Below are 22,146 nucleotides of genomic sequence, written 5' to 3'. Positions count from 1 at the left end.
TCAAAATGAAAATAACAAGCGCTGAGTTTATCATTAGTAATTCCGACGTTAGCAAATGTCCGAATGAAGCTTTACCTGAATATGCATTTATTGGAAGATCTAATGTTGGGAAATCTTCACTCATTAATATGCTTACCAACCACAAAAGCTTAGCAAAAACGTCTGGCAAACCAGGAAAAACACAGTTAATAAATCATTTTAAGATTAATCTTAACTGGTATCTTGTTGATTTACCCGGTTATGGTTATGCAAGAGTTTCTAAAAAAACGAAAGATGTGTTTCAAAAATTTATTACCGATTATTTTGAAACTCGACAACAACTTGTTTGCGCTTTTGTTCTTATTGATATTCGTTTAGAGGCTCAAAAGATTGATCTGGAATTTATTAATTATTTAGGTATTACAGGAGTTCCTTTCTGTATTATCTTTACCAAAGCAGACAAAGTTGGAAAAGTTAAAGCTCAACAAAACATAGCTGCTTATAAAAAGAAAGTTTTAGCAAATGGTTGGGAAGAAATGCCACAACATTTTATTACCTCATCTTCTGAAGCAACTGGAAAAGAAGAATTACTATCTTTCATAGAAGATATTAATGAACAATTTTTTAAAGATAATAATAGTTTTATTTAGAACAACAAACGAATTATTTTTTAGGAAAATTCCTCCTTATATTCCTCACTATCTCTTCCAAACCATTTAGTTTTAACTCATAAACTAATTGTAACTGCACACCTAATTGCCCTTCTGGAAATCCTTTATTGTGATACCAAACCACATAATATTCTGGTAAATCTATTAAGTATTTGTCTTTATATTTACCAAATGGCATTTTAGCATGTGCTAGTTTTACTAATTGTTCTTGATTTGTCATCTATTAAAACGATAAATAAAAATAGGTAACACAAAAAAGATTTTCCATGTTACCTATAATTTTATATTCTGAAATTATTTCCAGTTAAATGTGATTAGTTTTTTTATATCTGGGTGTAAACTATACAAAACAGGACAAGTATTTGCTGTTTTTTCCAATATTGTTTTCACTTTATCTTCTGGGTTTATATTCATAGTAAAAATGACATGAATTTCTGTTATTCTCCTTGGTTCTATACCCATCACTTTGGTTATTTCTGCGGTTGAACCTGAAAAATCTACTCCCAAATCACGAGCTTTAATCCCCATCACCGTCATCATACAACTTCCTAAAGCATTTGCTACTGTATCGGTTGGTGAAAATGCTTCTCCTTTCCCATTATTATCTAAAGGTGCGTCTGAAATAATTTCAGAATTTGAATTGAGATGAATAGATGACGTTCTTAAGTCTCCTAAATAGGTTATTTTTGATGTTGCCATTATTTTTCTTGCTTAATAGTTAAATCTGTATCATAATACATTAGATACACTCCATTATTAATTATATTTCCATTATCATTCACATAATCGAATGAGTTTTCATAATATTCTGTCTTGTATTTTTCAACCGATTTTGCAAAACCTTCTTCTTGGCAAATTCGCAAAATAGTATCAAATGTTACATCAAAACCTTTGGAAGCTGCCACAGTAGGAGAAATTCCATTTTGTCTTCTATATTTCATCTCGAAAATTTTATCCGAATCTGTTTCTCCTTCTTTTTTATTTGAAGGAAACAACATGTTTAACCCTGTAAGATTTGTGATTGGTATATCTACAACTTCTAATGTGTCATACAATTTCAACACAACCAATTGAATATCAAATTCTTCCTTCATTTTAATCAAAAAATTAGTCGTATTTAATATTTGGTTTGTTGTTTGGGATTCTATAATTACAAAATTTTTCTTTCCTTTCAACAATAATGCTTTCAAGCTGTTTAAATCAAAACTACCGTTTTCAGTAAATTGAGGGTATTTAACATTTGGATAGTTATCTAAAAAATAGTCTTTTGTTGATTTTTTCTTAGGACTTACAACTGCTATCACATTTCCTTGTTTTTCTTTAAAGTAGTTAAACAATTTATCCATCATATATTGCTCTGATGGCACAGCATTATATAGATTTGGTAATTTCATTCCTACTTCTTTAGACAAAGGAGAAATTACTGGAACATTAAATTTTGACAATAATTGCGCTGTTGTTTCCACATGTGTATTTTGAAATGGGCCAATAACCGCATCTACCTTTGAAAAATCATTTTCCTCAATTATTTTTGCAATATTAGACGAATTACGATCGCTTTCAACATTTAGGATTTTTATATTCACAGGTAAACCAAGAACTTTCGCAGAATCTATCGCCATTAAAGCTCCTGAATAGAAATCTAATGTTAGATTTAAAAAACCATCGTTTTTAATATATTGTTTTGTAGCACTATCTGAATCACTTTGAACACGATCTATATTAAAAGGTAATAACAAAACTAAGTTTTTTTGTTGATTACTATTTACAGAATCTATCAAATTGATTACCTCCTTAGCTTTAAAAACAACTGGAGTATCTTTCTTTACCGCATTTGTAACATCTACTTGTGTTTTAACCGTTGCTGGTAATTTTAAGATCATTCCTTCTCTTAATCCATCTGCTAAATCAGGATTCAGTTTTATTAGCTCATCTTGCGACACATTAATTTTTTTTGACAAACTATACAAGGTTTCTCCTGCATTAACAGTATAAACATTTGTATCATTTATTGCAGTAGTGATTTTCTTAGACTCCTTCTTCAATGTCAAAATCATTCCTTCCCTCAAACCATCCTTAACTTCAGGATTTTGAGCAACAAGATCATCCATTGAAATATTGTACTTGGTCGCAATTCCATATATTGTTTCCTGAGGAAGCACTTTGTGTGAAAACGTTTCTGTAGTGTTTTTTACATTTTTAATCTCAACAAAACTTTCGTTTAATGGCAAAGCTTCTTTACCAACAATAATTTCCTGTCCTTTCTTTAAACCATCTTTTAATAGTTCTGCATTCCATTCTTGCAGTTGAGCAACGGTTACTTCATATTCTTTTGCAATACTATAAAGTGTTTCTTTAGCCCTTACTTCATGCACTATAGTTTTTACTTCTTGTTTTACTAGCTGTGTCCCTTTTTTAGGAATTAGCAAAATTGTATTTTCTACAATACCATTTTTTGCATCTGGATTCAATCTATATATATCGAAAGGAGTAGTTTGGTATTTTCTAGCAATACTATAAATAGTTTCCCCTTTCTCTACATTATGTTTTATAAACGAGTCTTGTTTTGCTTTTGCCACACATGACGAAAAAAAGAAAAAAACAATCAAAAGCTTAAAGATTCTCATAATTTTATTTATTATTTTATTTATTAACTTACTAAAGTGCTTTTTATTATGAATTGTCATTCAAAATCTATTCCAATTTTAATTCTACAATCCTAATATCATCATACAAAGGTAAGCTTTCTTTCATTTTGACAGCATATAAAGTTTCTTCAAATGTTTTAAATTTTTGTGTAAATACATAATATGAAAATGAATTTATATTATAAAAAAAGCTTGTATTTAGATTTTCATTATCCGACAATGCTCTTGCAAATTCATCTCTTTCCTTTACATCTTGTGTTATTTTTAGAACAAGATAAAAACCATCTTCAACATCTTTTAAATTAGTAATTTCCTCCATTGCTGGAGCCTTATCACTATTAAAATTAGTATTTTTAATTCTCTTTCTCAACTCTTCCATAGAAAGCGGTTCTTCTACTAATTCCACAATTTTTCTGTCTTGTCTAATCTTGTTTTGGTAACGAATTAATTTTTGCCTAGCCAACCTATCATCATATTCTCTTGCTTCTGCACTATAAAACGTGGCTTTTGCCATACGCTTCGTAATTTCATATTCCTTTTCTTTTTCTAACCTTTCTACTTTGAAAAACAAAGACTCATTGGTTTTATCGCTATTTGCATGAAGAGCTTGAATTTTTTTAATTTGTTCTAATTCCGCTTCCCTTTCTGCTTCAATCTCTTTCACACTTTTTTTACGCTTCTTTAATTCTTGTTCTTGTTCAGCATTAATTCGTTGCACTTTACTCATTAATGCTACATAATTCTTTCTAGATTCATTTAAATCCCTTTTTAACTGCACAATCATTTTGCTTGTTTCCACTCTATTTGCTTGTGATTCTCTATACATTTTTTTATAGGTATCGACATCATCTATTCTAGAGTTTTTCAAGCTTTCTAAATCATCATACATAGTAACTACTAACGAATCTAACTTTGAAGCTAAAATATCTTGAACATTTTTATTTGACTCTAAAATTAGTTTCAATTTCTCTACTGATGTACCTTTAGATTCATCAATTTCTTTTAAGTTAACATCTAATGAATTCAACTTTAAAATTTTCTGATTCATTTGTTGTTGCACAACCAATTTATCTTCTAAATCTTCAATTCTTGAATCTTGTGCTTTATTTTTTTCTATAGCAGCTTGCTTTTCTGCTAAAGCAATCATCAATTCCTCTCGTTCATTTTTAGGCTTAAGACCAGAAGTATTTATCGCTAGAATTGTTCCTTCTACTAATCCATTAATTATTTCAGGATTTTGTATTTCCAATTGGTCAATTGAAATTTTATATGTCTTAGCAATTGAATATTTAGTTTCTCCTAATAGTACTTTGTGAAAAATCGTTTCATTAGTAATAATTCTTGGTTTGCCGTCTAAGGTTTTTTTCTTGCTCGGGATTTTAATTTGTTGTCCTGTTCGCAAGCCTTCTTTCAAATCTTCTTTATTTAATTCTTCTAAGTCTTGAACCGAGACATTATACCTTCTTGCAATTCCAAACAAGGTTTCCTGAGCTTGAACAAGATGCATATTGCCACTCAAGGCAAATGATTCTTTATCACCCTCTTTTTCAGGTATTTGAATAACCTGCCCAATACTTAACGAATTATTTGCTAAATCAGGGTTTACTTCTTTAATTTCTTCGATTGAAACATTAAATTTTTTTGATAGAGAATAGAATGTTTCTTTAGGTTTGATAGTGTAAGAATTAGTTTTAATTTCTTGGGCAAATAGCAAATTGGAAAATGCGAAAAAAATCAAAATGTATTTCATGTAAAGTGTATGTTTGTTTAAGTGTTAAAAAAAAGTCATTACAAAGATATTTATTGCAATGACTTTTCAAAGTTTTTTCAACTAAATATTATTTATTCCCATTCAATAGTTGCTGGTGGTTTTGAGCTGATATCATAAACAACTCTATTAACACCTTTTACTTTATTTATAATTTCGTTTGATGTTTTCATTAAGAATTCATACGGTAAATGCACCCAATCAGCGGTCATTCCATCAGTAGATTCAACTGCTCTTAATGCTACAACCTTTTCATAGGTACGCTCATCTCCCATTACTCCCACACTATTTACAGGTAATAGAATAGCCCCCGCTTGCCATACTTTATCGTATAAACCATGTTCTTTTAACCCGTTAATAAAAATAGCATCAACTTCTTGAAGAATAGCTACTTTTTCTGGTGTAATATCTCCTAAAATTCTAATTGCAAGACCTGGTCCAGGAAACGGATGACGCCCTAATAACTCAGGATCGATTCCCAAACTTGCACCAACTCTACGAACCTCGTCTTTAAACAACATTCTTAATGGCTCTACAACTTCTAATTTCATAAAATCTGGTAAACCACCAACATTATGATGCGATTTTATAGTTGCGCTTGGTCCTCCTGTTGCTGAAACAGATTCAATTACATCTGGATAGATTGTACCTTGTCCTAAGAATTTTACGTCTTTTAATTGATTTGCTTCATCATCAAAAACTTCTATAAATGCATTACCAATTGCCTTACGCTTCGCTTCTGGATCATCTAAACCTGCCAAAGCATCATAAAAACGCTGTGAAGCATCTACTCCTTTAACATTTAACCCCATTCCTTTGTATTGATCTAGCACACTTTGGAATTCATTTTTACGAAGCAGTCCGTTATTAACGAATATACAATATAGATTTTCTCCGATAGCCTTATTCAATAAAACGGCTGCAACTGTTGAATCTACTCCTCCAGACAACCCTAAAACAACCTTATCATTCCCGATTTTCTCTTTCATATCGGCAACAATTTCTTCAACAACTGCATTAGGTGTAAATGTTTGTGGCACACCAGCAATTTTCACTAGGAAATTTTCTAATATTTTCTTTCCATCTGTTGAATGATATACTTCTGGATGAAATTGTAGCGCAAAGGTTGTTTCTCCTTCAATTTTATAAGCTGCATTTTCAACGTCTTTAGTACTTGCAATCTTAACCCCGTTAGTTGGAAGTTTTTTAATAGAATCGGAATGCGACATCCAAACTTGACTGTTTGCCCCAACTCCTTCTAAAAACACTTCGTTATCACTAACATAAGAAAGGTTTGCTCTACCATATTCTCTAGTATTTGAAGCTGCAACTTCTCCACCAGAAAAGTGTGCCAAATATTGCGCTCCATAACAAACTGCTAATAAAGGTTTTTTACCTCTAATTTGAGAAAGATCTGGGTGCAGTGCTTCTTCAGAACGAACAGAACATGGACTTCCTCCTAAAATTACAGCTTTATATGAAGAAAGATCTTCAGGTATTTTATCGAAAGGAAAAATTTCACAAAAAATATTTAATTCTCTTACTCTACGTGCAATAAGTTGCGTGTATTGAGAGCCAAAATCTAAAATTAGTACGTTGTGTTGCATTGTCTAAAAGTTAAAGATTAAAAACCAAAAGTTAAAAGTCTATAAACTTTAAACTTAGCATTTAACCATTTGTAATTATAATTGTTAACCTCTTTAATATTTTATTTATATCTACATCTAAAGTCTGCTTTTTTTAAACAGTCATATTATGCTATTATATTTTATTTGTGACTATACTGATAATTTTATTTTTAAAAAAATCTATGCTTTACAATTTTGCAAACTTGTTATTAATGATTTTTTTTTAAGCTATCACAATATAAATTAACAAACACTACAGAGATGGAAACTTCAACTTAAATGAATTAATATTGAAAAGTTCCGTATTCACTATTTATAGTTAGTTTTTTCTCATCGGAAGCTTCTACTCTACCTATGATTTGAGCATCTATATTGAACGATTTAGAAATATCGATAATATCATTTGCAATTTCTGCAGGAACATAAATTTCCATTCGATGACCACAATTAAAAACTTGATACATTTCTTTCCAATCTGTTTTTGATTGTTCTTGTATCAACTTAAACAATGGTGGTACTGTAAACAAATTATCTTTTACTACATGGACATTATCTACAAAATGCAATACTTTTGTTTGCGCTCCTCCACTACAATGTACCATTCCATGTATTTTATCTGATTTATATTTTGATAAAATTTTCTTGATAACTGGTGCGTAGGTTCTCGTTGGAGACAAAACTAATTTTCCTGCATCAATTGGACTATTTTCTACTGTATCTGTTAATTTTGCTTGACCTGAATAGACTAATTCATTTGGAACTGAATTATCATAACTTTCTGGATATTTTTCAGCTAAATATTTTGCAAAAACATCATGACGTGCAGAAGTTAGTCCATTACTGCCCATTCCTCCATTATATTCCTTTTCATAGGTCGCTTGACCAAATGAAGCTAATCCAACAATTACGTCTCCTGCTTTTATATTTGCATTATCAATAACATCGGAACGCTTTATTCTTGCAGTAACAGTCGAATCTACAATTATTGTGCGCACTAAATCTCCCACATCGGCAGTTTCTCCACCAGTTGAATGAATAGTAACACCATGTTGTTTTAAATCGGAAATTAACTCTTCTGTTCCGTTAATAATTGCTGACAAAACCTCTGCAGGAATAACACTTTTATTCCTTCCTATAGTAGAAGAAAGCAGAATATTATCGGTAGCACCCACACATAATAAATCATCTATATTCATTATTAATGCATCTTGAGCAATCCCTTTCCAAACTGAAATATCTCCGGTTTCTTTCCAGTACATATAGGCTAATGACGATTTTGTACCTGCTCCATCTGCATGCATAATGATACAATATTCTTCATCATTTGTTAAATAGTCAGGAATAATTTTGCAGAATGCTTTTGGGAACAATCCTTTGTCAATGTTTTTGATGGCATTGTGCACATCTTCCTTAGAAGCAGAAACTCCTCTAAGATTGTAGCGTTGGCTCGTTTCAGAACTCATTGAAAGTAGTGTTGTTTTAAACTGATAAAAATCAGTTTATAGTTGTGGTGCAAAGATAGTTTTTTAAATTAAAACTTAGAAATTTGATATTAGAAAACTATCTAAATTTTAACTTTAAAAACTCCGCCAACTAATTCTGACTGGTTATTTGGAAATAAAATATTAGTAAATTCGTACGAAGTATAACATTCTTCTTTTCTAGATGCCACATTATACTTCACAATCAACTCTTTTGTCACCATAGTTGTTTGATTGTTTAATGTAATTTTTATTTGAATGTTATTTGCATTGATCGTTGTCTTTGGAAATAATTGTATTGTATTGATATCTTCAATAAAATTATACAAAACATCGTTCCCGATAACATCGGTAATTTTCACATCATTTTCAGCAAAAGAATTATTTTCGAAAACATTTTCTTCTGTCGTTTCATCTATCATTTCAACAAAAAAAGTAGCCGGTATTGGTTTACTATCTTCTATACATTTATCTGTACAACTTGCAAACAGCACACCCGTTAACAAAACAAAAAATATTTTCTTCATATTTATTTACTAATAATTTCTAATTCTACTCTTCTATTTTCAGCAGCTTGTTCTTCTGTTTTCTCTGGAATTGGATGTATAGGTTTTTTCACACCAAAACCCGTAACAAACACTCTTTGTTGCGATATTCCTTTAAAAATCAAAAACCTTCTAACTTGTTTTGCTCTTTCTAAAGAAAGATTCCTTCTATCATCATCTACACAACAAATATGTCCTTGAATTTGAACTCTTAATGTTGGATTGTTTTGCATCACAAACAGCAAATCATACAACGCACCATTAGACTCTTTTGTTATAGCAAACGTATTTTGATGAAAGTTTATATTCTTCAATATAATTTTATCTCCTTTTTTTGCATGTTTTATTTTTTCATGCAATGGTGCATTTTCATCAACAACTGTTGTGTCTGAAACTTCTTTTATCCCTAAGATTTCATTCTCTCTTTCTAGGTCTTTTTCAAGAATATAAAAAATTGTTGTTCTCCTGTTCTCTGCATCATTACCTGTATGAGCAAATTTTTCACCAAAACTTCTAGATTTAAAATCTTCCCTTATTATTACTTTATCTTTTATATAATTAAAAACAAAATCTACTCTTTTTTGCGCCAAACTATCATTATAGGTAGCAGATCCTACCTCATCTGTATAACCATTTATTGCAACAATTTTTGATGTTTTATTTTTATTGATCCAGTCTTTTAATCTAGCTTCTTCTTTTGCTGTTAGTTCGTACTTATTGCTTTCAAAAAAAACAGACAATTGCTCTTGCGCAAAAACTATCTTCATTAAAAACAACATTATTAGTAATAAACCAACTCTCATAGTTAAATTTTTATACGAAGTAACAATTTTTTTACAATATAAAAAAATGCTGTAAAAAAAAACCTACTCATTATGAGTAGGTTTCTGTTTATTTTAATAATTTCTGAAAGCAAATACTGTTTTCAATTCCTTTATATTGTCCGTAATTTGGTATTACTTTATAATTATTCTTACAATAAAACTGAATTGCTTCTTTTTGTCTGATTCCAGTTTCTAGGATACATCTCTTAAAAGACATATCTAAAGACCACTTTTCCAATTCATTAATAATCACACTCGCATACCCTTTATTTCTAACTTCTGGTTTTGTAAACATTCTTTTTACCTCCATTGTAGTAGCATCAAACTCCTTAATAGCTCCGCAAGCAACTGCTTCATTGTTTTCATACACAACAACAACATAATTAATTGCGTCTATTTTATTAAATTGATTATAAAAACCATGCTCATCTCCATCTTTTTCTGCTAAATAAACATCTAGTTGGCGAACTAAGTCTATAAAATCATTATTCTTAGAATCTGTTTTTACAATATCTACCATTTTAGAGCTTATCTTATGAATAACAACTCTCTATATTTTACTAATGTCCACATTTCATCATCAATCAGTAACTCTAATTTATCTGAATGATAACGAATTTCTTCAAAATAAGGTTTTACTTTATTACAATAAGCAGCAGCCATTTCTTCAGCATTTTCGATAGCATTTGCCTTCTTACGCTCTTCTGTCATAGCCTCTACTTTTGTATTAATCCCTTCAATATGCTCCGAAATTTCTTTAATTAATGAAATTTGCTCTTTTCCAATTTTTTCAAACTCACTACCGAAAATTTCTTTTAATCCTTTAACATTTTCGATTAAGGTATTTTGATACTTAATAGCCGTTGGAACCACATGATTACGAGCAATATCTCCTAAAACACGACCTTCAATTTGAATTTTCTTTGTATATTCCTCTAATTCGATTTCATATCTTGCCTCTACTTCAACATGGTTCATAATTTCTAACTCTTCAAACAATTCCATTACTTTTTTAGAAACCTTAGCTTTTAATGCCTCAGGAGTTGTCTTATGATTACTCAATCCACGTTTTTTAGCTTCCACTTCCCAAGCTTCACTATAACCATCTCCTTCGAAAAGAATGTTTTTAGTTTGCTTAATATATTCTCTTAAAACATTAAAGATTGCTTCATCTTTCTTCAAACCTTTAGTTTCAATTAGCGCATCAACTTCTTTTTTAAATTCTTTCAACTGCTTTGCAACAATTGCATTCAAAGTAGTCATTGAAGTTGCGCAGTTTGCTGTAGAACCAACAGCTCTAAATTCGAATTTATTCCCTGTAAATGCAAAAGGAGACGTTCTATTTCTATCTGTATTATCTAATAAAACATCTGGAAGCTTACCTACTACGTTTAATTTTAAATCTGTTTTTTCTTCAGGTGATAATTTTCCTTTAGTAACACCTTCTAACTCGGCTAATACTTTTGTTAATTGTTGCCCAATAAATACCGATATAATTGCAGGAGGTGCTTCATTAGCGCCCAAACGATGATCATTGCTTGCAGATGCAATAGATGCACGCATTAATTCTTCATAATCATGAACAGCCTTAATTGTATTAATAAAGAAAGTTAAAAACTGTAAGTTGCTCATTGGTGTTTTTCCTGGTGACAATAAGTTAACTCCTGTATCTGTTGCTAATGACCAGTTGTTATGTTTTCCTGAACCATTTACTCCTTTAAAAGGTTTTTCATGAAACAAAACTTTATAATCATGACGCTCTGCTACTTTTTGCATTACATCCATTAATAAGGAGTTGTGATCTACTGCTAAATTTGTTTCCTCAAAAATTGGAGCTAATTCAAATTGACTTGGAGCTACTTCATTATGACGTGTTTTTACAGGAATACCCAATAGCATACATTCATTCTCTAAATCGCGCATATAATTCAACACCCTTGAAGGAATAGACCCAAAATAATGATCATCTAATTGTTGTCCTTTAGCTGCTGTGTGCCCTAACAATGTTCTTCCAGTAGCCAATAAATCTGGCCTAGCATTAGCCAAAGCCTTGTCTACTAGAAAATATTCTTGTTCCCAACCTAAAGTTGGTGTAATTTTTTTAACGTTTTTATCGAAATATTTCGCTACTTCAGTAGCTGCATGATCAATAGCATGTAATGCTCTTAATAAAGGCGTTTTATTATCTAAAGCTTCACCAGTATAGGAAACAAAAATTGTAGGAATACACAATGTTGTTCCATAAATAAAAGCTGGGGAAGTTGGATCCCATGCTGTATAACCTCTTGCCTCAAAAGTATTTCTAATCCCTCCATTTGGAAAAGAAGAAGCATCTGGTTCCTGTTGTACTAATTGAGATCCTCCAAATTTCTCCACTGGATCACTCCCATCCATTGAAGTTTCAAAAAAAGCATCGTGTTTTTCTGCTGTTGTTCCTGTTAATGGCTGAAACCAGTGTGTATAATGAGTAACTCCTTTATTCAAAGCCCATTCTTTCATCCCCATCGCTACATATTCTGCAATATTACGGTCTATTTTTGTTCCGTGTTGAATTGCACTTTGAACTGCTTTATAAGCATCTGGTGTTAAAAACTGACGCATTGCTTTGTCGTTAAAAACATTGTTCCCAAAAATAATTGATTTTTTTTCTAATTTTTCAACAAATACTGGTTTTCTTCCAGCAGTTTCTTTTAATGCACTAAAGCGAAAAGTTGACATAAATTTGCGTTTTTTAAAAGTTACACCCTTATATTTATACTGCAAATATATTTATTTTATTTTTATTTCAATACCACCCCTTAAAAAAATAGGGGTAAAACATAAAAAAAAATAAAATAAAATTAATTTAGAGACACAAATAACCTATTTTCAAAAAATTACAAACAAAAAAACAGGAATTTAAAACATTTAAACAAATCTGACTTTATACATACAAAAACTGTAATCATTGTTAAATTTATTGCGCGTAAAAAAAAAAGAAGCTCAACACTTCTTTTTTTAGTACTAGTTGCGAATCAATATTCACATTATTAAGTATTATTCTTTTTTTAATTCTAATTTTTCCGCAAAATAATCACAAAAATCTTTCATTGTTGCAGCCATCTTTTCATCGTCTGTTGCACGTTGAAAAGTATCTGTCATTGCCACTAATGTTTGATGAAAAAACACTTTCATCTCATCTACAGGCATATCTTTTGTCCATAAATCAATTCGCAATGTTTCTTGTGCCTTAGCATCCCACAAAGAAACCATCATCGCTTTTGCTTCTTCTTCTTCGACACCTCCGTCTTGCGCTGTCCATGTTAACTTTTCTGGTATTCTATTTTCGTCTAATTCTACTAAGAATTTTATTTCTGATGTTTTAGTTGCCATTATTACTGGGTTTATATTTTGATTTTTCAAAAATTTCTTTAGCATCTTCTGCTAGTAGTTCTTTCAATGTTACATTATTGTTCTCCATATAACTGCGAACAATTTGCCATCCCAACCATTGCCCAACTCTTCCAGGAGATTCTGCATCTATATCTAAATAAAATTTAGAGAAAGGTGCTTCGTTCATGAATCGATACTCATTCTTCACATTAGTTTCATATAGCAAATTATTACTAATGAAATAGCTCCACATCTCATATTCATTTTCCTTACACCAAGCCAATTGCTCATCTGTATAAGCTATTTTTTGAGCATCTGAAGTATTTTTCAACAACATATCCTTTAAATACAATTCTTTACCTTGATATATCATTAAAGATAAAAGATTTCTATTTGTTGGAGGTGCAATTTTACCGTATGCAAAACTAGTTACTAAATCTGGTAAAATCTGACTTTCTTCTAACCTAACTCTTTGAAAATCTTCAAAAGGAGAATAATATCGATGTGTTTTCCCTAAATAACAATCTAAAGCAATCAATACAATTTCTGGAGAATATATTACTCCAGAAGTAATATCTACTTTATTTACAAGTGTGATTACTCTTGGGGTCTTATATTCTGGGAAATAAAATTGTACATGTTTAAAGAAATCTGCCAAATTTTCTTCTAATTTCTTTGTATCCTTATACTTTATTGCAATTTCACGACTAACTTCTTGAAAAAGAGAATCAGTCATAAAGGTCACCCAAACCGAATCCGTTTCTTCTTTTGGAAACAAAAAAGGATATTCGCCTTTTATTTTACTTAAGTCTTCTGGTTTAGTAGCAAAAAACAATTGATCAAAACGCTCCAACTTAAAAGCAACTGGTATTTGCTCAATCTTTGCTTCATTTTCTACTTCTTTCTTACATGAAAAAAGCGTCATTAGCAGCAAAAAAACAAAAAATTTATTCATATTTGGGTATTTTTTATAATTTTACATGAAATTTAAAAAGAAAAATCTTCTAAAAACAAAAGTCTTTTAAAAAATAAAACGCAAATATAAGGCATACGGCAATAAATTTTCTTAAAAAAATGACAAATTCAACTACATTTAATTCTGAAAAAATAAACCAACATATAGTGAAATGGTTACTTGACTATGCAACCAATGCCAAAGTAAAAGGCTTTGTGGTTGGAATTTCAGGCGGAATTGACAGTGCACTAACCTCTACTCTATGTGCACAAACTGGATTACCAACACTATGCGTAGAGATGCCGATACACCAAGCCCAAAGCCATGTAAACAGAGCTAACGAACATATTGATCAGTTAAAAAAACGTTTCTCAAATGTTTCCAACGAAAGAACAGATTTAACTCCTGTATTTGAATCGTTTAAAAACCAAATTACCCCATCCGAAAACGAAGCTACCTTTCTTCTTTCATTAGCAAATACAAGAGCCCGATTAAGAATGACAACATTATATTATTTTGCTGGAATTCATGGTTTACTTGTTGCTGGAACAGGGAATAAAGTAGAAGATTTTGGTGTCGGTTTTTTCACAAAATATGGTGATGGTGGTGTCGATTTGAGTCCGATTGCAGATTTAATGAAAAGCGAAGTTCGACTATTAGCCGAATATCTAAAAGTCCCTGAAAGCATCTTAAAAGCGAAACCTACAGATGGCCTTTTTGGAGATGACCGAAGCGATGAGGACCAAATTGGAGCTAATTATGACGAATTAGAATGGGCCATGAATGCGATGGAGGAAGGAAAAAATATTGAAGATTTTACTGAAAGAGAAGCTTATGTTTTCAAGATTTACAAACGCTTGAACACTATAAACCAACATAAAATGAACCCAATTCCTGTTTGCGTAATTCCTAAAAAATTAAAATTATAATTTAATATAATCCAATTAATTAACAAGTAATTACATTTTTTTTATTAACTTTGACATTAATTTAATTATTGTCTAATTTAACACGTAGAAATTATGATAAAAGTTTGCATTGCCGATAATCATCCAGTTGTTATACAAGGTATTAAAGCATTTTTCAATACTAACACAACTGTTGAAGTGGTTGCATCTGTCACTAGTTTTGAAGAACTGACTAGTTCACTTCAAACCAAAACTATAGACGTTTTAATCCTAGATATTGAGCTAAATGGAGTTTCTAGCATTAGAGATATTAAAAATTTACTAAAAGAATATACTGAAACTAAAATTATACTTTTCACTGCTGTTTCCGAAAAAATGTATGCTCCAACAGCTATAAAAGCCGGTGTTTCTGCTTACATATTAAAATCTAGCCCTTTAAAAGATCTTGAAATGGCTATTTTAAAAGTGAATCAAGGCATTGTTATTTTTAGTGAAGCGGTAAAAAGAAATATAGAACTTCTCAATAAAGGAAAAAAAACAGACAGGCTGTATAAAAAATTATCCAGTAGAGAAATTGAAGTGCTTCGCTATTTAAATGATGGTAAGAAAAATAAAGAGATTGCCGAAATATTGAGCTTAGACGAAAAAACGATTAGCACCTATAAACTTCGTTTATTGGCTAAACTTAACGTTACAAATTTGGTTGACTTGCTTACAAAAGCTAGGAGCCTCGATATTATTTAAGAATATCGACTCATAACGCGTCCTAGCTTTTTTGAAAACATATTTGTTAGTCCTAAATAATCCATAATCATCGATAATACTTCTGAATTATCGGATTTGTTTTGCGCTAACATATCAACCTTTAGTTCTTCGATAATTTTATTAACCCAATACCATCTTAATGAAAGTATAGTTTCAGTTGTATATTGACCAATTGTTGCGTCTTTTGGCTTCACTAATATTTGCTGCGATTCCCAATTATGCAAACTTTCCCTATCTTCGTTCATTAAAATTGAACTGACTTTTTGTGCTGTTTCTGTATCTAATTGCATAATATACCTTTCCATTTCAAAAGTCTCATTTTGATTATAATAATTAATCAAATTTGTATAAATTGACTTAAAAATTGGATTAGCCAATTCAATTTCATCTTCTTGAAGACTTAGATAAATACGTTGATACACTTTATACGGATTCACTTCTTTCACTTCGATTAGATCTCCTTCTTCATTTGCCTTTATCATTATATCCTCGAATTCTTCTACAGCATTTCCATAGAGCAGTAAAATCTCAATTACTTTTTGCTCTAATTCGTCCTGAATATTTAATTTACGGTTAGTTTCAGCTTCTTCGTTTTTATGAACCTGAAATGCTTTTTGTTCTTCTTTTAATTTTTTTCCAGCATCATTTAATTCTTTTTTATCTAGTTGTGCCAAGGTATTAAACAAAACATCTTCAGAAATATCCATTATCCTTGAACATTCCTGTAAATAAACCTCTTGTTTTATTCTATCAGGAATTTTTGAGATACTTATAACCATATCTCTAATCAAGTCGGCTTTTTTTATTGGATCATTTTTAGCTTCTTTCATTAACAACGAAGCTTTAAATTGAATAAAGTCTTTTGCATTTTCACTTAAGAATGCCACCAATTGATCATGAGGTGTTTTCTTAGCGAAACTATCTGGATCTTCTCCATCTGGAAAAGCACAAACCTTTACATTCATTCCTGCTTCTAGAATTAAATCGATTCCTCTAATTGAAGCCCTTAATCCTGCTGCATCACCATCAAAAAGTACGGTTATATTTTTCGTTAATCTACTAACCAATCGGATTTGATCTGGTGTTAATGCTGTTCCAGAAGAAGCAACAACATTTTCTATACCTGCTTGATTAAACTGAATTACATCTGTATATCCTTCTACTAAAAAACAATTATCTAACTTCGCAATGGATTGTTTTGCATGATAAATTCCATACAAAACTTTACTTTTATGATAAATATCGCTCTCGGGTGAGTTTACGTATTTTGCTGCTTTTTTATCATTTGTTAAAATTCTTCCTCCAAAACCAAGAACACGTCCACTCATACTTTGAATTGGAAACATTACGCGTCCTTTAAACCTATCAAATTGTTTGTCTTCTTTTACAATGGTTAGCCCAGTTTTTTCTAAAAATTCTAATTTATAACCTTTTCCTAATGCCTCTTTTGTTAATGCATCCCACGAATTTGGAGAATATCCTAAACTAAACTTTTTTATTGTATCTATAGTAAAGCCTCTTTCTTTGAAATAAGTTAATCCGATTGCTTTTCCTTCTTCTTCATTTAGCAAACTGTTATGCATGAATTTATTAGCAAATTCCGAAACCAAATACATACTTTCTTTTTCATTTGCTACTGCTAAATCTTCATTGGTTTGTACTGTTTCTTCAACTTCTATATTATACTTTTTTGCTAAGAATTTTATAGCCTCAGGATAAGTGAAGTGTTCGTGTTCCATTAAAAAAGTCACAACATTCCCTCCTTTTCCAGAAGAAAAATCTTTCCATATTTGTTTTACAGGAGAAACCATGAATGATGGAGACTTTTCGTCTACAAAAGGACTCAATCCTTTAAGATTACTCCCTGAACGCTTTAACTGTACAAAGTCTCCAATAACTTCTTCAACCCGAGCAGTTTCAAATACACTATCTATAGTAGCTTGTGATATCACTTATTTTTTTATTTTGGAATTGCACCAAAGATACAAAGTTGTATAAAAAAAGACACCTTATTTTTAAGATGTCTTTTCTTTATTTTTTCTATCATTTATTATTTTGAAACAACATTCCCTACGCTTTTTTCTATTTTCACAAATCTAAAATCTGGATTATTATCTAATTGTGTGTTAAGAAAAATATCATCAATTTTTGAATTTCCAACTTGAATATTATATTTCATTAAATCATATCTATTCTCTACATCTGTAATTTTCCCATCATTTTGTGTTCCAAAATTGTTTTTACAATGATTAATAACTACATTTTTAAGCTTTACAAATTCTTCAAATTCTTCAGTTACAATTTGATTTTTCATAATTAGAAAATCATTAAATCCATAAACCACACTATTATTCATTGAAAGATAACTATTTTCATCTAAAAAAATAGCTTCTTTTACCAACCCTTGCGAATTATCTTCTAAATTGACTAATGTAACATTTGATGTTTTTACATTTGTCTTATTTCTATTAAAATCGAATTTATCAATATCATCATAAGAACCTATTTCCATTGCCCTAGAACCTTGATAATCTGAAGAAAAAGGGTTTCTAATTGCAATACTATTTTTTAAAACAGATTGAACTCCTAATGTAAAATCGAAATCATCGTCTGTTGCTCTATAAGACACCAATTTTTCTAATACTACATTTCCTCCATAAAACTCAAAAGAATCGTCATTACAATAACTTACTTGAATATTTTTTAATATTGTTTTGCTTCCCACTCCAGCACAAGTTAAACCATTTAATTCTTTCTTTTCACTCAATTTTCTTCCAGAATATTCAATTCTTACATAATGTAGCATGCCAGAGTCACTTTCTGCATTGTCACCACCAAAAATATTATATTTAGAATCAAAATCGAATTTCAAAATCCCAACTCCTCCGTAATTATTAACTGGTGCATTCCCCATTAATACTATACCTCCCCAATCTCCAGGGCTTCTAGTATAGGTATCTCTATTAGATGTAAAAACAATTGGAAAGCCAGGAGAACCATTCGCCATGATTTTTGCTCCCTTTGTTACCACTAATGTTCCGCATGTTTTATAATCACCTCTAATTACTGTTCCTGGTTCTATTGTTAAAACTGCATTATTAGCAACATAGACAACACCATGTAGTAAGTAGGTATATCTATTAGACAATGTTGTATTCTCTGTAATTATTCCTGTTAGTGTTTTATTTGTTTCTTTATATTCTTGTTTTTTAGGATCAAAGTTTGTCCAACTTTCCAACCAGTTTTCAGTACTTTGAATTCCTAAATCTGATTGAGAGTGCGCTACAATATTTATTAAAATAATAGTTAGCAAAAAAATACTTTTTTTCATGAGAATAGATTGTTTGTTTTTCACATTTCAAAACTACACTCTTTACTTTATGAGAATCTTTAGTTTGCTTTACGCTTATGTTATGATAATTTCTTTATATGAAATAATTATTAAATTAAAAAGATGTCCTATTTTCATAAGACATCTTTTAGTATAAAACCCTAACCCAAATTCTTTAATTAAAATCAAAACGAATCCCTAATGAAACATTGTTTTGTTTTATTGCATTGTTTTTAAACATTGGATTCATGTCATATTTAACATATAAACTTGTTTGCCCATAGCCTACGTAGGCACTAACCCCATAAATAAAATCAGACACATTAAAATTCCCTTTTTGTTTGTCTTTAAAATCATTTCCATCTATTTCATATTTCAAGATTTGTTTCGATTTTACCCTAAAACCTCCATAACCTCCAATTCCTAAACGAAAAGATTCGTGTGTTCTAAAATAGGTTTCACCTTCTTTATTAGTTTTCTTTGGAGTGAAATCAAATTCTAAATGCACTGGTGCTACCAAGTAAACATTTCTAAAACGAGATTCATTATAATTTACAGCCCCTGTTTGCAACTCTGTTTGATTTCCATTTTTTACAAAATAGCGATTATCTGTTGGTCTTAAGTTGTTATACATGACCGACAAACCGTATTTTGCATGCAGTAGATTGTTATTTTTTAGAATTCTCGAATTGTACGTTAATCCCCACTCATAAAAGTGCGACCCCCAAACCCTATAGTCTGAATTTTCTAAATTTTCTCCTTCTGTTATTAGATTGTTTAGCCCTCCTGCAAATACAAATTGAGAAGTGGTTCGCTTAGACTTACGCTCCATCTTGTCTTTTTCACCAGCATATATTTTAAATGAACCAATATTATATTCTGTAATCCCTCCAATAGAATCTCTAGAACTACTTCCTAATATTATTGAATGCCCGCCTTTTTTATTCTCTTCTTCATATTTAACCAATCCATCTAATCGTTGTTGAATTAAATCTTCTAAATTTTGTTGTGATGAAGTTACCTTTTCTTCAATTCTTTTAGCCGATTCATCTGCTGCTTTTTGTTTTAATTCTAAAGCCTCATTTTTAGATATTATTCCTTCTTCTAGATTTTTATCTATCATTAAAATTTGTTCTTTTAACGCTTTCTTTTCTGATTGAACAGCATAATCAATTTGCATCGAAATAGCTTTGGCTCTTTTTTCAAAAGAACTACTTTTTTTATTTCTTCCTTTTGTTAATCCTGTTTCTGCAACATTATCACCTACAACCTCATAAGAAACATCTTTTATCCATATTTGACCTTTCCCTTCTAATAAAACACCGTAAGAAATTGAAGTGGCAAACTCAGGCACAAAAAGCACGATTTCATATTTTTCCCAATCATTTGTACCTTTTAATTGTCTTTTACTCATATTATCAAAAGCCAATACGCTTGAATATTCATCTACTCGCATCCAAAGTCCAAAATAGGATTCGACTTCTTTACTTTTGATATAAGCTGACATTTTTATTGTTTTTCCTAAATAGTGTTTTGGTGTAATTGTTTCCATTAAATTTCCAAAACCTTCTACTTGATCAACAACAGATTTAATAGTGTAAACACTTTTGTCTTCATTTTGAAAATCTTTAGCCAAACCTATTTCATAACTTCCAGACTTAGTTTCTCTTGGCGACCAATCTTTTGGTTGTTTAAAAACCTCTTTATCTTGCGCTTGCAAGTGTGTTACCATTGATATAATAAAAAGTAACGTGTAAATAATAATTTTTTGCATAATGTTCGTTTTTTAATTGATGATTGATTTGATGATAATTGATTTAATTAATAATTTATTCTTCAAAATTTCTATTTGCAAAGGCTGATTTTACTTCTCTAAAATTTTTAACCATTTTATCTACATTAGTAGCTTTAAATTCTTTGCTTATTTCAGATTCTGCAGTTGATAACAATGAATTAGCATTTATTTTAATACTAGATTTCGTTTTCACAGTTGGAGTAATTACTTCTAAAACATCTTTGTTTTCAACAGATGCCAATAACGATTCTCCAGAAATATAACCATTAGATTGTTTAACAATAGATTTTTCAGTGTTTTCTGTTTTGTCTTCTGCTTTTATGGCTAGCACCTTTTTTTCTAATAGGTTTTGATTTGTTATTTTTTTTAACTCATTAGCTTCATTCTTGCTATCTGAAACACTATTTTTTTTATTTTGCTTTATAATTACATTTTCTACTATTACTGCTTCGGTTTCAACATTATCTAATGAATGGTCTTTTTTACTTACTATCACTTCATTAGTTTTTAAAGAATTATTTATTGTATCATTTACCACAACAGTATTTTTGTTGGTAATTATAGCTGAAGACGTACTTTGATTAAACAACCAAAAACCAACAAATACGAAAGCAAGTAAAACAGCAGCAATATAAATCCATGAAAAACTTACTTTCTTTTCTTTTTGTTCATTTTCTTGCATAGCCAACATAGCATCTAATCTATCCCATGCCATTTCTGTAGGCTTAATTTCTCGTGAAGCCAACTTGTCTTTTATTTGATTTTCAAAATTATTTGGTTCCATTTTGTTTTATCTTTAAAAGGTTAATTTGTTCTTGAAGTGTCTTTCTTGCATGTGACAATTGTGATTTTGATGTTCCCTCGCTTATATTTAACATTTTTGCAATTTCTGCATGTTTATATCCTTCAATAGCGTATAGATTAAAAATCATTCGATACCCTTCTGGAAGATTATCGATCAAAAATTGAATATCATCTACTGTAAAAGATTCCATTTCCACACTTTCTTCAAATTCAGTTAGAATAACGTTTTCAATTTCTTGATGCTGAAAAACATTTTTCTTAACTCTCACAAAATCGATACATTCATTGACCATTATTCTTCTAATCCATCCTTCAAAACTTCCTTTATGTTCAAACTTTTTTAAATTAGCAAATACTTTCATGAAAGCCGTAATCATTACATCTTCTGCGTGATGCAAATCTTTAATATATTGCCTACACACACTTAACATTTTAGGGGAAAATTTTACATATAACTGATGTTGTGCTTGTCTATTATTTAAGATCGCTTGCTCTATCAATTGTTTTTCTTCCCGATGTAAGTTAATTACTTTCATACTCAAAATTAAAATTCTAATTTTAGAATTGTTTTCTTTTTATATAGACGATAATGATTTTGAAAAGGTTGCATGCAATTTAAAAAAAGTTCAAACTACAATTTAATATCGTTATATTTATGAAGACGATGAAACA

At 30.3% G+C, this 22,146-nt stretch carries 20 protein-coding genes; 3 read left to right on the top strand and 17 right to left on the bottom strand.

All coding sequences use genetic code 11. From position 1 onward, the window contains the following. Positions 1-5 precede the first annotated feature (5 nt). Positions 6-629, top strand: coding sequence for a ribosome biogenesis GTP-binding protein YihA/YsxC (gene yihA / locus ACZ49Z_RS10235; protein WP_464304223.1), 624 nt, complete (start codon positions 6-8; stop codon positions 627-629). A gap of 13 nt (positions 630-642) precedes the next feature. On the opposite strand, the gene ACZ49Z_RS10230 is transcribed toward yihA, so the two are convergent. From ACZ49Z_RS10230 to gldB, 12 genes are all read right to left on the bottom strand, one after another. Next, entirely contained in the window at positions 643-870 is a 228-nt protein-coding gene (locus ACZ49Z_RS10230) for a DUF3820 family protein (RefSeq protein WP_464304222.1), read from the bottom strand. Positions 871-944: 74 nt separating this feature from the next. Then, the gene (locus ACZ49Z_RS10225) at positions 945-1,349 is read right to left on the bottom strand and encodes an OsmC family protein (protein WP_464304221.1); all 405 of its coding nucleotides are present in this window, start codon (positions 1,347-1,349) and stop codon (positions 945-947) included. Then, a complete protein-coding gene (locus ACZ49Z_RS10220) occupies positions 1,349-3,277 on the bottom strand; it encodes an amino acid ABC transporter substrate-binding protein (protein ID WP_464304220.1) in 1,929 nt (642 codons plus the stop codon). Before ACZ49Z_RS10220 ends, ACZ49Z_RS10225 begins: the two co-directional genes overlap by 1 nt. Before the next feature lie 67 nt (positions 3,278-3,344). Next, entirely contained in the window at positions 3,345-5,048 is a 1,704-nt protein-coding gene (locus ACZ49Z_RS10215; protein WP_464304219.1) for a LysM peptidoglycan-binding domain-containing protein, read from the bottom strand. 92 nt (positions 5,049-5,140) lie between these two features. Then, on the bottom strand, positions 5,141-6,673 hold the full coding sequence (gene guaA / locus ACZ49Z_RS10210; protein WP_464304218.1) for a glutamine-hydrolyzing GMP synthase: 1,533 nt from the start codon (positions 6,671-6,673) through the stop codon (positions 5,141-5,143). A 305-nt stretch (positions 6,674-6,978) separates the two neighbouring features. After that, on the bottom strand, positions 6,979-8,157 hold the full coding sequence (locus ACZ49Z_RS10205) for an AIR synthase related protein (protein ID WP_464304217.1): 1,179 nt from the start codon (positions 8,155-8,157) through the stop codon (positions 6,979-6,981). A gap of 101 nt (positions 8,158-8,258) precedes the next feature. Further along, complete coding sequence (locus tag ACZ49Z_RS10200) at positions 8,259-8,702, bottom strand: hypothetical protein (RefSeq protein ID WP_464304216.1); 444 nt, start codon at positions 8,700-8,702, stop codon at positions 8,259-8,261. 2 nt (positions 8,703-8,704) lie between these two features. After that, entirely contained in the window at positions 8,705-9,523 is an 819-nt protein-coding gene (locus ACZ49Z_RS10195; protein ID WP_464304215.1) for an OmpA family protein, read from the bottom strand. Between the two features lie 88 nt (positions 9,524-9,611). Further along, on the bottom strand, positions 9,612-10,064 hold the full coding sequence (locus ACZ49Z_RS10190; protein ID WP_464304214.1) for a GNAT family N-acetyltransferase: 453 nt from the start codon (positions 10,062-10,064) through the stop codon (positions 9,612-9,614). An 8-nt stretch (positions 10,065-10,072) separates the two neighbouring features. Further along, entirely contained in the window at positions 10,073-12,262 is a 2,190-nt protein-coding gene (locus ACZ49Z_RS10185; RefSeq protein WP_464304213.1) for a glutamine synthetase III family protein, read from the bottom strand. A 318-nt stretch (positions 12,263-12,580) separates the two neighbouring features. Continuing rightward, complete coding sequence (gldC, locus tag ACZ49Z_RS10180; RefSeq protein WP_464304212.1) at positions 12,581-12,916, bottom strand: gliding motility protein GldC; 336 nt, start codon at positions 12,914-12,916, stop codon at positions 12,581-12,583. Continuing rightward, positions 12,906-13,871 carry a gliding motility lipoprotein GldB gene (gene gldB / locus ACZ49Z_RS10175; protein ID WP_464304211.1) on the bottom strand — a complete coding sequence of 322 codons (966 nt, stop codon included), beginning with the start codon at positions 13,869-13,871 and terminating at the stop codon, positions 12,906-12,908. Before gldB ends, gldC begins: the two co-directional genes overlap by 11 nt. A gap of 119 nt (positions 13,872-13,990) precedes the next feature. On the opposite strand from gldB, the gene nadE reads away from it, so the two are divergent. Continuing rightward, the gene (gene nadE / locus ACZ49Z_RS10170; RefSeq protein WP_464304210.1) at positions 13,991-14,800 is read left to right on the top strand and encodes an NAD(+) synthase; all 810 of its coding nucleotides are present in this window, start codon (positions 13,991-13,993) and stop codon (positions 14,798-14,800) included. A gap of 93 nt (positions 14,801-14,893) precedes the next feature. After that, on the top strand, positions 14,894-15,523 hold the full coding sequence (locus tag ACZ49Z_RS10165; protein WP_464304209.1) for a response regulator: 630 nt from the start codon (positions 14,894-14,896) through the stop codon (positions 15,521-15,523). Here the strand turns inward: ACZ49Z_RS10165 and dnaG are convergent. From dnaG to ACZ49Z_RS10140, 5 genes are all read right to left on the bottom strand, one after another. Next, positions 15,520-17,496: a DNA primase gene (gene dnaG / locus ACZ49Z_RS10160; protein ID WP_464304208.1), complete on the bottom strand. Its 1,977-nt coding sequence runs from the start codon at positions 17,494-17,496 to the stop codon at positions 15,520-15,522. The two genes, ACZ49Z_RS10165 and dnaG, sit on opposite strands and share 4 nt — an antisense overlap. Before the next feature lie 98 nt (positions 17,497-17,594). Beyond that, the gene (locus ACZ49Z_RS10155; protein WP_464304207.1) at positions 17,595-18,875 is read right to left on the bottom strand and encodes a hypothetical protein; all 1,281 of its coding nucleotides are present in this window, start codon (positions 18,873-18,875) and stop codon (positions 17,595-17,597) included. 175 nt (positions 18,876-19,050) lie between these two features. Beyond that, positions 19,051-20,649 (bottom strand): hypothetical protein, encoded by a 1,599-nt coding sequence (locus tag ACZ49Z_RS10150; RefSeq protein WP_464304206.1) that lies wholly within the window; start codon positions 20,647-20,649, stop codon positions 19,051-19,053. Between the two features lie 55 nt (positions 20,650-20,704). Beyond that, positions 20,705-21,454 carry a hypothetical protein gene (locus ACZ49Z_RS10145; protein WP_464304205.1) on the bottom strand — a complete coding sequence of 250 codons (750 nt, stop codon included), beginning with the start codon at positions 21,452-21,454 and terminating at the stop codon, positions 20,705-20,707. Then, positions 21,441-22,010 (bottom strand): RNA polymerase sigma factor, encoded by a 570-nt coding sequence (locus ACZ49Z_RS10140; RefSeq protein ID WP_464304204.1) that lies wholly within the window; start codon positions 22,008-22,010, stop codon positions 21,441-21,443. Before ACZ49Z_RS10140 ends, ACZ49Z_RS10145 begins: the two co-directional genes overlap by 14 nt. Positions 22,011-22,146: the final 136 nt, after the last annotated feature.

This window comes from Flavobacterium sp. KY-23415, assembly GCF_055384985.1.
The sequence above is the reverse complement of the archived record's forward strand: the minus strand, read 5'-3'. Positions and strand labels throughout refer to the sequence as shown.